This is a genomic window from Dyadobacter sp. SRI_021 (assembly GCF_057586235.1).
This window is the reverse complement of the sequence record NZ_JBYCZM010000001.1, coordinates 563,505-579,855: the sequence shown is the minus strand read 5'-3', so window position 1 is coordinate 579,855 and position 16,351 is coordinate 563,505. Positions and strand designations below refer to the sequence as shown.

Annotated in this window: 13 protein-coding genes; 6 read left to right on the top strand and 7 right to left on the bottom strand. The window is 48.6% G+C overall.

The annotated features are described in order from the left end of the window. The first annotated feature begins 149 nt into the window (after window positions 1-149). The gene (locus AC2YIT_RS02295) at window positions 150-1,340 is read left to right on the top strand and encodes a phosphoglycerate kinase (protein WP_430842847.1); all 1,191 of its coding nucleotides are present in this window, start codon (window positions 150-152) and stop codon (window positions 1,338-1,340) included. A gap of 123 nt (window positions 1,341-1,463) precedes the next feature. Here AC2YIT_RS02295 and AC2YIT_RS02290 read toward each other — a convergent pair whose 3' ends face one another. Further along, window positions 1,464-3,905, bottom strand: coding sequence for a TonB-dependent receptor (locus AC2YIT_RS02290; protein WP_487278111.1), 2,442 nt, complete (start codon window positions 3,903-3,905; stop codon window positions 1,464-1,466). Between the two features lie 311 nt (window positions 3,906-4,216). Between AC2YIT_RS02290 and guaA the strand changes: the two genes are divergently transcribed. Beyond that, a complete protein-coding gene (guaA, locus tag AC2YIT_RS02285) occupies window positions 4,217-5,746 on the top strand; it encodes a glutamine-hydrolyzing GMP synthase (protein WP_487278110.1) in 1,530 nt (509 codons plus the stop codon). 58 nt (window positions 5,747-5,804) lie between these two features. Here the strand turns inward: guaA and AC2YIT_RS02280 are convergent, their stop codons facing one another. Next, the gene (locus tag AC2YIT_RS02280; RefSeq protein WP_019940565.1) at window positions 5,805-5,969 is read right to left on the bottom strand and encodes a DUF1328 family protein; all 165 of its coding nucleotides are present in this window, start codon (window positions 5,967-5,969) and stop codon (window positions 5,805-5,807) included. 144 nt (window positions 5,970-6,113) lie between these two features. Then, entirely contained in the window at window positions 6,114-6,704 is a 591-nt protein-coding gene (locus AC2YIT_RS02275; protein WP_487278109.1) for a Uma2 family endonuclease, read from the bottom strand. Between the two features lie 90 nt (window positions 6,705-6,794). Here AC2YIT_RS02275 and AC2YIT_RS02270 point away from each other — a divergent pair, with 90 nt between their 5' ends. Then, entirely contained in the window at window positions 6,795-8,651 is a 1,857-nt protein-coding gene (locus AC2YIT_RS02270) for a M1 family metallopeptidase (RefSeq protein ID WP_487278108.1), read from the top strand. On the opposite strand, the gene AC2YIT_RS02265 is transcribed toward AC2YIT_RS02270, so the two are convergent. The 3 genes from AC2YIT_RS02265 to AC2YIT_RS02255 all read right to left on the bottom strand — a co-directional run bounded on the left by AC2YIT_RS02265 (window position 8,652) and on the right by AC2YIT_RS02255 (window position 12,975). After that, a complete protein-coding gene (locus tag AC2YIT_RS02265; protein ID WP_487278107.1) occupies window positions 8,652-11,180 on the bottom strand; it encodes a DUF5686 and carboxypeptidase regulatory-like domain-containing protein in 2,529 nt (842 codons plus the stop codon). It abuts the gene before it with no gap. A 239-nt stretch (window positions 11,181-11,419) separates the two neighbouring features. Next, window positions 11,420-12,127, bottom strand: a complete 708-nt coding sequence (locus tag AC2YIT_RS02260; protein WP_430842859.1) for a DsbA family oxidoreductase — start codon at window positions 12,125-12,127, stop codon at window positions 11,420-11,422. Between the two features lie 212 nt (window positions 12,128-12,339). Beyond that, window positions 12,340-12,975, bottom strand: coding sequence for an NAD(P)H-dependent oxidoreductase (locus AC2YIT_RS02255; protein WP_430842861.1), 636 nt, complete (start codon window positions 12,973-12,975; stop codon window positions 12,340-12,342). A 104-nt stretch (window positions 12,976-13,079) separates the two neighbouring features. Here AC2YIT_RS02255 and AC2YIT_RS02250 point away from each other — a divergent pair, with 104 nt between their 5' ends. Continuing rightward, window positions 13,080-13,445 (top strand): winged helix-turn-helix transcriptional regulator, encoded by a 366-nt coding sequence (locus AC2YIT_RS02250; RefSeq protein ID WP_430842863.1) that lies wholly within the window; start codon window positions 13,080-13,082, stop codon window positions 13,443-13,445. Between the two features lie 70 nt (window positions 13,446-13,515). Here the strand turns inward: AC2YIT_RS02250 and fbaA are convergent, their stop codons facing one another. Then, window positions 13,516-14,595, bottom strand: coding sequence for a class II fructose-bisphosphate aldolase (gene fbaA / locus AC2YIT_RS02245; protein WP_430842865.1), 1,080 nt, complete (start codon window positions 14,593-14,595; stop codon window positions 13,516-13,518). Window positions 14,596-14,834: 239 nt separating this feature from the next. Between fbaA and AC2YIT_RS02240 the strand changes: the two genes are divergently transcribed. Next, window positions 14,835-15,131, top strand: a complete 297-nt coding sequence (locus AC2YIT_RS02240) for a hypothetical protein (RefSeq protein ID WP_430842867.1) — start codon at window positions 14,835-14,837, stop codon at window positions 15,129-15,131. Continuing rightward, complete coding sequence (locus tag AC2YIT_RS02235; protein ID WP_430842869.1) at window positions 15,128-16,336, top strand: hemolysin family protein; 1,209 nt, start codon at window positions 15,128-15,130, stop codon at window positions 16,334-16,336. The genes AC2YIT_RS02240 and AC2YIT_RS02235 overlap by 4 nt, the downstream gene beginning before the upstream one ends. Window positions 16,337-16,351: the final 15 nt, after the last annotated feature.

Here is a 16,351-nt window from a genome sequence, read left to right as displayed (position 1 = left end):
AAAATTTGGTTAAATACTGTTTTTATAGAAAGATGAAAGGTAAAAATAGGATTATAGTTATTATGAGCGGCGCCTTTTCTGAAAAGCGTAGTATATAATTAAGAAATTGATTTACATTTGCTCTCTATGGAAAACAATTTTACCTGCCCATGACAACATTAGATTCTTATGATTTTTCAGGGAAAAAGGCCCTGGTTCGCGTGGATTTCAATGTCCCGCTTAATGAAAAATTTGAGATCACGGACGATACCCGTATCCGTGCGACCATTCCTACAATCAGCAAGATTCTTAATGACGGCGGTTCCGTCATTTTAATGTCACACCTTGGTCGCCCCAAGGACGGTCCTGTCGAAAAGTACTCCCTGAAACACCTTGTAAACCCATTGTCGCTGATCCTCGGAAAGACCGTGAAGTTTGCCGACGATTGCATTGGGGCAAGCGCTACTGAGCTGGCCGCTGCATTGCAACCGGGAGAAGTTCTGTTGCTCGAAAACCTGCGTTTTTATAAAGAAGAAGAAAAAGGTAACGAAGAGTTCGCTGAGAAACTCTCGAAACTCGGTGACGTGTGGGTAATGGACGCATTCGGTACCGCACACCGCGCGCACGCTTCCACAGCCGTAATCGGTAAGTTTTTTAAGGACAAAGTTTGCGGATATGTAATGCAAGCTGAGCTCGACAACGCGGAACGTCTGCTCGAACACTCGGAAAGACCTTTCACGGCGATCATGGGCGGTGCGAAAATTTCCGACAAAATCCTGATCATTGAGCGCCTTCTCGATAAGGTAGACAACCTCATTATCGGCGGCGGTATGTCCTACACATTCTCCAAGGCACAAGGTGGAAACATCGGTAAGTCGCTGCTCGAAGCCGACAAGCAGGATCTGACGCTTGAACTGATCGAGAAAGCAAAAGCGAAAGGTATCAACCTGGTATTGCCGGTGGATACAGTAATTGCTGACAAATTCTCCAACGACGCAGATCGCAAAGTTGTTGAGGCAGGTAATATTCCTGACGAATGGGAAGGTCTCGACATCGGTCCGAAAACTGCTGAGATTTTCTCTGATATCATTAAAAAATCAAAAACCGTGCTCTGGAACGGCCCGATGGGCGTATTCGAATTCCCGAATTTCGCGAAAGGAACCAACGCGATCGCTGAGGCGGTAGTGGCGGTAACCGAAGACAACGACGCATTCTCACTGATCGGTGGTGGCGATTCTGCGTCTGCGATCAACAATGCGGGCTACGGCGACCGTGTAAGCTACGTTTCAACCGGTGGCGGTGCATTGCTCGAATACATGGAAGGTAAAGTGCTTCCGGGTGTTGCGGCGCTGCAAGCATAAACATTTCACTTATTAGGTTTATATGCAAAAAGAAATCCATCCCGCACATCGCGGGATGGATTTTCTGCATAACAAACCTAACTAATTTATGAACACTGGCCTCGTTCGGCCGGAATTCCACTTTTAATTGCCTCCTGCGCGTTTCTGCAAATCATCCGACCCGGTGTTGCGCTGGCGGGCACCCTTCACATTCTGATTACCGAAGTTGTAAGTGAAGGTCAGTCTGAACTGGCGGCTAGGCCATTCGGAACGTACCTTGAAATTGATATCCTTGTACACCGCGGTACCGTTGAAGCGGTTGGTCCAGAAGATGTCGTTCACATTGAAACGGATCGTTCCTTTTTTGTTCAGGATATTCTTTTGCAAACCTGCATTGATCATCCCCATCGGACGGGCTGCGTACAAGCCATAGAACTGTCTGCTATTATACCATCCCGAGAGCTCGGCGGACCATCCTTTGCCAATCGTAAATTGGTTGCTGGCATACATATTCCAGGATGTCTGCTTGATTTCCAGCTGCTGTTCCAGGTAATATGACTTGTAATGGTTGTACACACCCGTAAAGTTCGCCTGCACTTGCCACCATTTAGTGACTGGAATCGGGAATGAGACGGTCAGGCTGACGTTGTCCTGATTATCAAGGTTATCCGAAGTCACGAAAGTTTTATTCTCCGAAGCGATCTGCTGAGGCAGTTCATCCGCGATCATATCCTTGATGCGGCTGTAAGCCAGCGTCGTGTTCAATGCATTCTTGTAAACGTGTACCAACTGGAATGAATGCGTGTACTGTGGCCGCAGGTTCGGGTTACCGCGCTGGAATGTGTACGGGTCGAGGTAAAACTCGAATGGGTTCAGCGACTGATAGTTCGGACGGTCGATCCGGCGGCTGTACGACAGGTTGATCACGTTATTGGTGTCCAACTGGTTCGATAAGAATACGCTAGGGAAAAAATTGATATAGTTTCTGTCGCGTTTCTGGTTCAGCGTGATCGAGTTGCCGATCGAATGCGTGTGTTCTGCCCGGACTCCCAACTGATACTTGATCTTCTTCGAAATTGCGCCGGCGTAGTTCGCATAAGCTGCATTCACGTTTTCAGTGTATTTGAAACGGTTGGAGCGTTTCGGGTCAAATTGCCAGCTGTCGATGAACGTTTCGAACACCATATCGTTATCCGATGTCACATAGCTCGATTTCAAACCGGTTTCGAATTTTCCTTTGCCGATCGTCTGCGTGTAATCCAGTTTCGCCATGGCAATGTTGATGTCCGAGGGCATATCGTTACGCACCATTTCGGTAGCAGCTTCGTCCGGCGTACCGTCCGCCTTGAAATAGCGGGTATCCAGGTCGCTTTTCTTTTTGCCGCCGTAATGCACGTAGTCCAGATCGAATGTGAGTTCCTTGCCTTTATCGTTGAATTGGTGTTTCAGGTTCAGGTTGGAACTGATGTTATTCATCTTGCCGCCATTGAAAACGTTGGTTCGGAATGTCCGTTGAAGAGTCAGGTCTTCGTTCAGGATCCGGGTGTTGGTTTGCCCGAAGGGGTTGCTCCAATCATTGTAGAAGCCGGAAACCAATACGCCCACAGTGGTTTTGTCCGTTGCAAAGTAGTCGAGGCCGGCACGTACGTTATAGTATTCCGATCGGTTGATGCGCTCGGTGTGCTGATCGAAGATCGTTACCTTGCCGTCATAAGGAATGGTACGGTAAATGTCGTTGTTATTAAATCCCTTGTTATAAAAAGCGCCGCCGCTGATAAATGTGCTGATTTTTCCGGCCCGGTGGTTGAGTGTCGCGGTTGCATTCGCACGACCGTATTTCGCCCACGCGCCACCCAGGTTGATGTTCCCGTTGGTGCCGTAGTTCTTATTACGCTTCATTTTGATATTGATGATCCCCGAGTTTCCGGCCGCATCGTATTTGGCCGAAGGGTTCGTGATCAATTCAATTTTCTCAATGTTGTCGCTCGGCGTATTGCGCAGGAGGGTAATGAGTTCTTGTTGGGATAAAAAAGTCTGTTTGCCGTCGATCTGCACAATTACCCCTTCCTTGCCACGCAGTTTCAATTGCTCGTTCTGCTGGTCGACCGTCACGCCGGGAGCTCGCTCGAGCACTTCCAACGCGGTTGCACCCGCAGAAACAATACTGTTTTCCACATTCACTACCGTCCGGTCAATTTCCTGCTCAATGAATGGCTTTTTCGCTACGACTGTCACTTCACTCAGTGATTTGATATCCGATTTCAGACTGACAGTGGGGAGGTTTACGGGAGCATCTTTTACATTAAAGGGTTCGCTGTAAGCTTTTTGGTAACCTACCATCGAGATCAGCGTAAGGTATTTGCCTGCCGCTACCTGGTCGAATACATATTTACCCTGCTCGTCGGCAGCAAGTCCTTTTACAAGCACCGAGTCTTTGGCTTGCAACAGCAAAATGTTCACAAACGGGAACGGTTGTGACTTTTCATCAAGCACCGCACCGGTGATTTTTCCTTTTCCGGTAAGTGGCTGGGGAGCTTGTGCGTGCACAAATCCACTGCCCAGCAGCAGTGCTGCAGTTAGGTTCATTAAGATTTTCATGGCTAATAGTTAAAAGTTCAGCGTACCGGGGAGTGAGTTGTTCCATTAGGTACACTGCAAAGATAGGTACTTGGTATAACATAGAACCTTTGATTACATAAAAGGCGTGTATGTTGTATAAGTGGTGTGTGTCTATCTTTCGGCTTATAGATACAAAGGGATAAAACGAAGTTGCATATTGGCGGGAAAAAAGTTTAAACGGTTAAATAGCTATTTGAACGTCCAAAGTGGCGAAGTTTCAACTTCGTTTTTTGCTTTTCACCCAATCTCCCTACCTTTGCGTTTTAGATAGCATATATATGACCGAACAAATTCTGATTTTAGATTTTGGCTCACAGTACACCCAGTTAATTGCACGCAGAGTTCGCGAACTGAACGTTTATTGTGAAATCCACCCATACAACAACTTCCCCGAACTCACTCCCAACGTCAAAGGTGTAATTCTCTCAGGTAGCCCCTGTTCGGTAAGGGACGAGGGTTCTCCCCGGGTCGATCTCAACAAATTCCGCAAGACATTACCTCTTTTGGGTGTTTGCTATGGCGCACAACTGCTCGCGCAGGAGCTGGGTGGCGAAGTTCAGCCTTCGCAACACCGGGAATATGGCCGTGCACGACTGGAAATTGATGATTCTGATTCGTCGCTGCTGGCAGGCCTGTCGGAATCGTCGCAGGTGTGGATGTCGCACGGTGACACGATCGTACGCGCACCGCAGAACTTCCACGTGATCGCTTCGACGGAATCAGTGAAGGTGGCCGCATTTAAAGTCGAGGATGAACTCACATATGGTATCCAGTTTCACCCCGAGGTGACGCACACTACCGAGGGTAAAAAGCTGCTACACAACTTTGTCGTGAATATCTGCGGTTGCAGGCAGGACTGGACTTCGGAATCGTTCGTGGAGCATACTATCGAGCAACTTCGCCAGAAACTGGGCAACGACAAGGTCGTAATGGCATTGTCCGGCGGCGTGGATTCTACGGTCGCTGCTACGCTGGTACACCATGCGATCGGTAAAAACCTCTATTGCATTTTCGTAGATAATGGTCTGCTACGTAAGGATGAGTTCGAACAAGTGCTGCATTCTTACCAGGATATGGGCCTTAATATCAAAGGTGTAGATTCCAAATCACACTTTTACCAATCGCTCGACGGCCTGAGCGATCCCGAAGCGAAACGCAAGGCGATCGGAAAGTCGTTCATCGACATTTTCGACCAGGAAGCGCATTTGATCGAAGACGTGAAATGGCTCGGGCAGGGAACTATTTACCCTGACGTGATCGAATCCGTTTCGGTAAAAGGCCCTTCTGCCACCATCAAATCGCACCACAACGTGGGTGGCTTGCCCGATTTCATGAAACTGAAAGTAGTCGAGCCGCTGAATACGCTGTTCAAAGACGAGGTGAGGGCGGTTGGACGTACGCTGGGCATCGATGAGAAGATCCTAAGCCGCCACCCGTTCCCGGGACCAGGCCTTGCAATTCGTATTTTGGGTGAAATCACTCCTGAAAAAGTGGCTATCCTGCAAGAAGTGGATGCGATCTTTATCGGTGGCTTACGTAAATGGGATCTTTATAAAGACGTTTGGCAGGCGGGTGCAATGCTACTTCCCGTGCAGAGCGTAGGCGTAATGGGCGACGAGCGCACCTACGAGCGCGTGGTAGCGCTGCGCGCGGTAACTTCTGTCGACGGTATGACTGCCGATTGGGCGCATTTGCCGTACGATTTTCTCGCAGAAGTTTCCAACGATATTATTAACAAGGTAAAAGGGGTGAACAGGGTCGTTTACGACATTTCTTCAAAGCCACCGGCTACCATCGAATGGGAATAAGGAATACGAAAAAAGCGGACATGTCCGCTTTTTTCATTTATTGTATCTCCGAAAGTCGTCAGGATCGCCCGACACCGCGGCTTAATAAGCTTAGCACGAATAGAACGAGGAATACGAAGAAAAGAATTTTAGCAATTCCGGCTGCGCCTGCTGCTATACCACCGAATCCGAGGATCCCGGCCACGATAGCGATGATCAGAAATATTACGGTCCATCTAAGCATGAGTGACAAATATTTAGGTTCTTAATTATTGATTTCTGATCTAATAATTACCAACACTATGCCAGAAGCGGAATTACGCGCCAAATGCCGCAAACCGTTGCAAATGCTTTAAAATGAGGTTTTTTGTGGAGAATGATGCACAGTTTATGCTTCAAAACCATTTTTCAACATCAAGTCCCAAACATTGACATACTTTCCGTCAAGAACTTCGAACGGCAAATCCCAATCAATGATTTCCCATCGACGGTCTGACGAAATAATAGAAACTTTTTTGGAGACGGAGCCTATCCAGATAATCTTTTGAGCGCCAAAATCCAGCAGTCTTTTGCTTTTTGCTTCCATATATTCGAACTCATTTGAGAAAATATCGGAGCAATCAGCCCGTACGTCTACTTCAATGGCTACTACCGGGGGAATCTCGGCATAGTTAATAGAGTTTAATCCGATTTTAAGTTGCCCTTTACGATAAATGGCTATATCGTTCGCAAGGTTGGTGCCGCGTTTGAGATGTACGCCCGGTTCATTAGTTCCGACGAGATATTCGCCAGGTTGAAACAATTCAAGAATTTTTCTCAATATGGCTGTGACGATAAACCACTGTAATTTACTGGTACCCATTAATTCTTCTACCGTTTTGGTTCCCACGAGATAATCGCGGTATCCCTTACGGTAAACTGGGTGCCCGTCAAACTCCTCGTAAATAAGTGCTTTTGGTATTTCGATGGAGCGTTGCATAGTAGTGAGTTTTTCTCAAATATATAATTTTCTCCCTATAAACCAGACAATTCCGTTAATTTGCGGTTTAATCAAATTACTAACCTTATAATGAAGTTTAATTTTTCCGTGCTCTTACTGGTCGCGCTGGCGTTCCGGGTCTCAGCACAAAGTGACCGTTGGCAGCAGCGCGTGAAGTACCAGATGGAAATTGATTTTGACGCTGTCAAACACCAGTACAAGGGCACCCAAAAGCTCGTTTATACCAACAACTCCCCCGACACTCTTCAAAAGGTATTTTATCATTTATACCTGAACGCATTCCAGCCCGGCAGCCAGATGGACGTCCGCTCGCGCTCGATCAGTGACCCCGACTCGCGTGTAAAGGACCGCATTTCCAAATTGTCGCCTTCTGAAATCGGTTATGAAAAGGTGTTATCCCTGAAACAGAATGGGAAACCGCTGAAATATGAGGTAGAAGGTACCATTCTCGAAGTGACGCTGAATGAGAAGATCCTGCCGAAATCACAGCATACTTTCGACATGGAGTTTGAAGCGCAGGTACCATTGCAGATCCGCCGTACAGGCCGCAACAACAATGAAGGTATCGATTATTCGATGGCGCAATGGTATCCGAAAATGTCGGAATACGATTATGAAGGCTGGCATGCCAATCCTTATATCGGTCGTGAATTTTATGGGATCTGGGGTGATTTTGATGTAAAAATCACAATGGATGCGGCTTACACGATCGCAGGGACGGGCTATTTGCAGAATCCTGATAAAATAGGTCACGGATATTCTAACAAAAATGTAACCCACAAACCCGGTGACCGCCTTACCTGGCATTTCATAGCACCGGAAGTACACGATTTTATGTGGGCCGCCGACCGTGATTACCAGCACGACGTCGTGAAAGTCGATGATAAGCTGGACCTGCATTTCTTCTACCAAACCGATACACTGGCTAATGTGTGGAAGCAAATGGAGCCGCTGGCTGTGCGTTCGTTCAAGATCATGAACGAGCGGTTCGGGCGCTATCCTTACAAGCAATATTCAATTATCCAGGGCGGCGACGGAGGCATGGAATATCCGATGGCAACCCTCATCACCGGGCGCCTGAACCTCCACGCGCTGACGAGCGTTACCGTCCACGAATCCATTCACAGCTGGTTCCAGGGGATTTTGGGCACCAACGAATCCAAATATCCGTGGATGGACGAAGGTTTTACGACCTACGCGCAGAATATCGTGATGAACGAGCTTTTCCCTGCCAAAGGCGACGCGCAGCGCAGTGCTACCACCAGCTACCGCAGCCTGGTGAAGTCTGGAACGGAAGAGCCGCTCACGACCCACGCCGATCATTATAATACCAATAAGGCGTACAGCATTGCGAGCTACAATAAAGGTGCCGTATTCCTAAACCAGCTCAACTATATCATGGGTAAGGAAACCTTTGAGCGCGGAATGAAACGGTATTTCAATGAGTGGAAGTTCAAGCACCCGAACCCGACCGATTTGAAACGCATTATGGAAAAGGAATCGGGGTTGGAACTGGATTGGTTCTGGGAGAATTTCGTGGGTACCACCAAAACGATCGATTACGACATCCGGGAAGTGGTTGCTGATGCTGGTAAGACGGACGTAGTGCTCGAAAGAATCGGTCAAATGCCGATGCCGTTGGATGTGGTGGTAAGCTACAAAGACGGTACCCAGGAGAATTTTTACATTCCACTGGAAATCATGCGGGGCGAAAAGAACGAGAAGTTGTATTCCAAAACTACGCAATTGGCGGATTGGGGCTGGACTTATCCAGAATATTCGTTCACTATCGACCGCAGCATTTCAGATATTCAAGCCATTGCAATCGATCCGAGCCAGCGTATGGCCGATATTGATCCCGACAATAACGTGTGGCCGGCAGCCCACAAAACCGCGCCGCGTTTCAAGGCTACGAAAGTGAAATAATTACCGTCCGAATCGAAAGGAGGCCCCGACGCGCCACCCCATGCCTTGAAAATGCGAGCCATGGAATTGCGCGACGGCCTCCAACCGGACAATCCGCATAATGTTATCAATTCCATAAACGGCCTCAGTGTAATTCCGGATCGATGGCACACGCAGGTAATGCAGCTGCAACGTCTCTGAAATGCCCGTCACGCGTAACGACTGCACGCGTGTGAGCAGGAAATGCTGCATCGACCACGTCAAATGCGTCTGGAAAAACCACTTTGCAGTGCTGTAACGGTAGTAGGGCAGCATTCGGAACTGATCGGGTGGGTAGACATACTGGAAGAAGAATTCATTCCCCATAAAGTGCTGGTAATCTGGAAAGTACATTTTTTTGGTGCTTAAAAAACCGCCCGCATTCACCAGGTATTCGAGGTTACTGCGCGGTCCCAGGCTCATATTCTGGCGGATCGTTCCTTGCAGGAGTGAATAATCCACATCTCCCCAAAAGCCCAGTCCGCTTTTATAATTAGCACTAAATGCGGGGCCACGGCTTCTCAAATAGCGTTTTTCGCCGTTCCGGATCAGATACCTTCTCCACGGGCGCAATGTGGCTGTAATGTCGAAAATCCAGGCATTGTGATCTTTAAAACCGGTATTAGCCAGCTCGCGGTTAACTGGCCGGTTGGGCGTAAAACCAAACTGGCTCCAAAAGATAATGGGCCGCGCACTTTCCTGGTTGAGCAGCTCCACACGGCGCTCAAAGTCCAGGCTTGTATTGATGCTGAGAATGTCGCCGATGTTGCGGAGCGTATATTGAATATGGCCGAACTGTTTTTGGTACAACTTCATCAGGCTGCGATCGAAAAAGCGCGCCGCGACGCTGTTCGGCAGCGGCGGGATCGGCTCACGGCTGTTGATCTGCGTCGCCATTTTGCCGCCTGCCAATGCCAGGTTCCAGTTTTTGCTGCCTACGTTGGTTTCCAGGTTCCCGTACAGCTGCTTACGCCCAAACGAGTAGCGCACAAGCGGGCGCATACTCAGGTATGAGGATTTCCCCCAGCGCTTCTGCCATTCGGTGATGAAATTGACCGCATTACCCTCCACCGAGTTATAGCTGACCGACAGGAAAGGGCTTCTGAAATAAAACGTATTGCGGTTACCCAATGCATAAGTATTACCCAAAAGCAGGTGAATAGGCTTGAAATGCGTGGAATCAGGCTTGGTTTTTACCCGGATAGAGTCCTTGACGACCTTGATGCTGTCCTGACTGACATAACTCGAAACCTCTGATCGGGTAAGTGGAATAGGACGTAGTGCTTGCCAGTAGGTGGTATCGCGTTTGTTGGCCATCGAATCGATCACGATGGAGTCCTGCCGTACTAGCCGGTCGTTGCCGAGCTCTTCTTTTTGTTCCTTTTTCTGCTGTTTTTCGTATTGTTTGGTGAGTTTTCTGAAATTTTTGGTAGAAAACTCTTTCTGTGCCTGGATCAGGTTTTCGAGGTCTTTGCCACCTTTTACTTTGGGTGCGTCTTCTTTTTTATGATCTGCAATGACGATGTCTTCGCGTAAACCTGGATCGACGTCAAGGTTATCGTACGTAAGGGAAACCAGGTAACGGAACTCCCCCGCAAAACCGAGGTAACTACCATTCAGCCGGAACTGCTGATTGACGGGGATCCATACGCCTTGTACCGGGCTGAAAATCTGCTTTGCGGCAATGTTCAAACCGCTGGTGGTAGTTTGCAAATCGTAGCTGTGGATCGCCCAGCGGTCTTCGAGGATAAATAGGCTTCCTTTGAAAACGCCTTCGCCATAAGCTTTTGGAATGACCCTTATTTTATTCACTATCTCGCCGCGCTCCTCGAAATAGCCTTCATATTCAAATTTGTAATAGGCAAATGATTTGGGCGATAATGGCGAAATGGTACCTGCGATTTCAGGGCTGTATAAGCTGGCCAGAATGTACTCATTCGGTGATGGAATGCTGTTATCGAGGCTGTTGCGCGTGGAAATAATGCGCTGGCTGTAATTGTTAGGACGGCGGTACCTGATCTCCGCGACGCTCTCGTTCAGAATGGCCTTACCTTGCTGGACGCCCTCTTTTTTTAGTCTTTTTTGCAGCAAAAAAGGAATTTTGGTAGCTACGCCGGTGCTTCTTGAATACACTTTGGCCGTGTATCCCCGTACCTGCAACTGGTGAAAACGGGCTTTCGCGATTGCGCGACGCATGATCGTGTATGCGGGATCCTCTTTGCCCTTGCCTACTGTGGCTTCTTGCAGGCTCAGCGCCTGCTCTTCCATTGTTACATTTAACTCGGTAAAATCGCTACCGATTGTGACGGTTCTGGAAACACTCTTAAAACCCAGGTATTGAAAAATGATCTCGTAGTTACCAGGCGCGAGGCTGAACTCATATTCCCCCTCTTCATTGGCCATGGTACCGTTGCTCGTTCCCTTTACCGCGATGCCGGCATAGGGGAGGGACTCTCCGTTTTTTGTGGTAATGCGTCCCCTGATCCCACCCGCCCGGGAGAACTGTTGCATGGTTAGAAAGAGCAGCAATAATGCCAGAAAGCGCATAAAGTCGGGTGTAAAGTTGCTGACAGCGGTAGTTGGAGGTGTGGTATTTTGTGCAACAAATTAGCGCAATTAGCACAAATTACCCGACATTCCAGACCCGCGCTATCGACTTTACTTATAGAACCGTACCAGTGATGCCTTCTCAAATAAAAAAGGGCACACCGGATGATCGGCGTACCCCTTTTTACTAAGAATATTTCAGCCTAGTTGCATTCTCCGTCGACCGTGCAGTTAACACCGTCGGCCAGGCTTACCAGTGGTTTGGGATTGGCTTTTTCCCATTCGCCAAACGACTGCTGCAATGCATTCAGGAAAGTTTCGGTGTGTTGCGCCCCTGAAACCGCATATTTGCGATCGAGCACAAAAAACGGCACTCCACGTGCGCCTACCTGCTGCGCCTCGTAAATATCGCGACGTACATCTTCGCTGAAACGCGTGCCGTTGAGAACGGCCTTCAATTCAGCCGAGTCCAGGCCAATGGCATTGCCCAAGTCGATCAGCGTGGTGTGATCGGCGGTATTCTTGCCATCTGTAAAATAGGCTTTGAACAGTTGTTCCTCCGCAGCGTCGCCGAGTCCCTTTGTTTTGGCAAATTGTAAAAACCGGTGCGCATCGAACGAATTGGCCAGAACGGCCTTATCCATATTGTATTCCAGGCCTACTTCGGCAGCCATATTCGTGACGTAGTCGTTCATTTGCTGCGCATATTCCGGCGTCCAGCCTTTGGTTTCGGCCAGGTAATCATTAATACTACGACCCGGTTCGGTTTTCATCTGCGGGTTCAACTGGAAACTCTTCCATTCCACCTGAATCTGATCACGCTGCGGAAACTCCGCCAGCGCACTCTCAAAGCGCCTTTTGCCGATATAGCAAAACGGGCACATTACATCACTCCATATTTCAACTTTCATAGTTTCGTTGTTTGTGTGCTGGGAGATTTGGGGAGAGTCATTTTTGGTCAGATCTTGTCAGATCTTGTCATTATTAGTCAGGTGTTGTCATTATTACCTGTAACAATTCGTGACTACGCATGACCATTCCTGACAACCCTTGACGATCCCAGACTACCCTTGACCATTCCTGACCACCTCCTGACTATTCCACCTCCCGTTTAAAAGAAATGTCAGATGGAAATAAAAAGTTCTTCATGCGCCCGGCGCACTTTCTTGGCATTCACATATGGGTCTTTTTCTGCATCGCGGTAGCCCAATGTCAGGATCACGACGCTGCTAAGTCCTTTCTCGCGTAAACCGAGGATCTCATCCAGCTTAGCAGAATCAAAACCTTCCATCGGGGTAGCATCCACTTCTTCCGTGGCGGCAGCTACCAGTCCGTGCCCCAAAGCAATGTAAGCCTGCCGTGCTGCCCAGTCGAAATTAACTTCCTCGCTGCGGCTCAAAATACCGCCGTTAATACTGCTATGGTAGCCTGCCAGCGATTCCAGGCTCACATTCCGTGTGGTGGCGATGAGCTTGATGAAATCGTCCACCTGCTCGGCCGTGATCCTTTCCCACGCCGCGAATACCAGTAAATGCGAGGCATCGGGAATCTGCAACTGCCGTGGGGCCGCCTCGCTGAAAATTTTATCTTTCAAAGCCTTATCCTCCACTACAATCACTTTGTAGGGTTGCAAACCCACCGAGGAAGGCGCTAGTTTGATGGCTTCGAGGATATTGTCCAGTTTTTCCCGGGGAACGGTTTGACCGTTCATACGTTTGGTGGCGTAACGCCAGTTCAATTTTTTTATTAACTCGCTCATTTTTATCTAAGTTTGGTACGCCGTTGATTAATAGGCATGCAAACTTAATTAAATTTACTATACATTTGTAAGTAGTATACAAAAGTATAGTGAAAATATCAGCTATGGAAAAAACGAAGCAAGCAAAGCCGCACACCTGGGACGAATGCACCAAAAGCATCCTGCCCGTGCGCGACGCATTGGAAGTACTCAGCGGCAAATGGAAGTTGCCCATTATCATATCCCTCATGTTCGGCAACAAACGCTTCTCGCAAATCGCGAAAGAAGTGCCCGGCATTACCGACAAAATGCTTTCCAAGGAACTGCGGGAGCTGGAAAGCAACGACCTTGTGAAACGGACGGTTTATGACTCCATTCCCGTGGTGGTTGAATATTCTCTCACCGAATACGGACATTCACTGGAGATTGTGATCAAGACGCTCCGCGACTGGGGCGTGGCGCATCGGAAGCGGATGATGGTGGAGGGGTAGAAAAATCTCGCAAGAACAAAAAAAGCAACCCTCACAGGTTGCTTTTCTCTTAACATATCAGCTGAGCAAATTACCCCAGCTGGTTAATGCAATTCAAATCTTCAAACGCCACTTTCAGACGGGAGATCATACTCTCTTCGCCTTTGCGCAGCCATACGCGTGGGTCGTAGTATTTTTTGTTTGGCGAATCTGCGCCTTCGGGGTTGCCGAGTTGCGATTGCAGGTAGCCTTCTTTCGATTTGTAATAGTTGAGAACACCTTCCCAGGTTGCCCACTGCATGTCGGTATCGATGTTCATTTTAATTGCACCGTACTCGATCGCTTCGCGGATTTCTTCGCGGGATGAGCCTGAGCCTCCGTGGAATACGAAGTTAACAGGCAGGTCGCCGGTTCCGAATTTCTCTTTGATATAGTTTTGTGAGTTGCGGAGGATTTTCGGCTCCAATTTCACATTACCTGGCTTGTATACCCCGTGAACATTACCGAATGCAGCTGCAATGGTGAAATTAGGGGAGATTTTTGAAAGTTCTTCGTAAGCGAATGCCACTTCCTCAGGCTGAGTGTACAGTTTCGAGCTGTCAACGTCCGAGTTATCCACACCGTCTTCCTCGCCGCCGGTCACACCAAGTTCGATTTCCAGGGTCATGCCCAGCTTCGCCATGCGCTCGAAATATTTAGCGCAGATCTCGATGTTTTCATGCAAAGGCTCTTCCGAGAGGTCGAGCATGTGCGAGCTGTACAATGGCTTACCGTATTGATCGAAATAACGCTCGCCGGCATCCAGCAAACCGTCGATCCACGGAAGGAGTTTCTTCGCGCAGTGGTCGGTGTGGAGGATTACAGGCACTTCGTATAATGCCGCCATCTGGTGTACGTGCATCGCACCCGAGATGCCGCCTGCAATAGCCGCCTGCTGGTTGGCATTGGAAAGGCTTTTTCCCGCATAAAATATAGCTCCGCCATTTGAAAACTGTACAATGACAGGGCTGTTAACCGCTTTGGCTGTTTCCAGGACCGCATTCACCGAATTGGTTCCTACCACGTTCACGGCCGGAAGGGCGTAGTTGTTTTCGTTGGCGTGGCGGAAAATTTCACTAACTCCATCGCCGGTTACAACACCGGGTGCAAAGCGTTTTGTCGTTTCGCTCATAGTAATAAAGGATATTTTTTCAAGAATTAATTTTACAATTCAAGTGTCGGCCCTGAATTGTACGGCAATCCCTGCAAGTTAGCTATTTTAGGGTGAAATGACCGAGTTATGTATGGTTTATTATGCATTGAAACGAAGATTAATGCATCGATGACCGTTTTGGCGCAATCTGTGGTATCTTTGAAAATCATTGAGAAAACAGGGCTGCGACCCTGCATGTTTAAGCAGATTCTTCATTAATGAATTCCAAACTGATCCGGACGATTTTCCTGGCCCTTGCATTCGGCTTTCTAGTGCTTTGGGTGCTCGAATTCCGCCGCGCCGGGCTTTTAGAAAGCTACTGGCTTTTACTGTTGTGCATTGTTTGCTTCTTGCTATTCCAATTCAGCCGTTTGAAAGCTGCTACGCTTGCCAAACAGGCAGGTGAACCCGGGGCAGCACCGAATAAGACATCGGCTGTCGGCCGTCGGCCGACAGCGGTTGGTAGGCAGCGGTCGGCGGTTAATATCCAATCCGGTAAAAAAGCCAAGAAATGAACCTGATATTCCTGGTTACGACGATCGTTTTTTTCATGCTGGCGGGCTATTACGGCGCCGTGCGATCGGTGTTGCTGGATGTGTGGATAGACCGGTATTCGTTCCGTCACGAGAAGAGCGAGCAGGTGGAGCAGACGCTCTACTGGCGCCGTATTCTCCGGATGATCCGCCTGCTGTCCGTAGCATTGGGCTGCTTTATGGGGGTAGTCACGGTATTTCCTTTGTTTGAGCTGAATACGGGCATGCAAAACTGGCTGCTGATCATCGCATTGTTCGGGACTTTGGCGGTTTTGTGGATGGGTAGCTATTCGAGCTGGGTGAAAATTGGGCGGAGCTTTCCAAAGGTGCTGGATTTGAAAGCATTCCCGGTACGTTTCGGCGAATGGCTGATGACGCCGCTTTACTGGGTGATCGAGCCGTTTGTAAAGGAAAATATTCTCTCGCCATCGTTGCGCGACGACATTGTCTCGGCCGACGATCCCGATTTTGACGATCACAGTATTGAAGAGAAGATGTTTATCAATGCATTGGATTTCAAAGATTTGCGGATCCGAGATTGTATGATCCCGAGAACAGAGATTTCGGCGGTGAATGTGAATGCGAGTATCGAGGATTTGCGCACGGCATTTCTTACAAGCGGCCATTCCAAAATCATTGTGCATCGGGAATCAGTCGATGAGGTGCTGGGCTATTGTCATGCATTGTCGTTGTTTAAAAAGCCGAAAGAAATCAGCAGTATTATCACGCCCATCCTGATCGTGCCGGAAGCTATGCCCGCACGCGACCTTATGCTGCGCTTTCTCGAAGAACGTCGCAGCATTGCATTGGTAGTGGATGAATTCGGTGGAACATCGGGTTTGGTGAGTGTTGAGGACGTAGTGGAGCAGATTTTTGGGGAGATCCAAGATGAATACGATACCACGGAAGATTGGACGGAACGGCAACTCGACGATCATACGTACATGCTCAGTGCGCGCCATGAGCTCGATTATTTGAATGAAAAATACGGCTGGGAGCTTCCCGAAGGGGATTACGATACAATAGCCGGCATGCTGATCCATTTCTGCGGCGACTTACCCGACGAGAATGAAGTGGTGGACATCCCGCCTTATTCTTTCCAGATCGTTTCCGTCCAGGATACCCGCATCGAACTCGTCAAACTGACCATAGAAGACCGGAAAGCAGAGCGGAACGGCCATAGTTAGACCACGATTATCAAG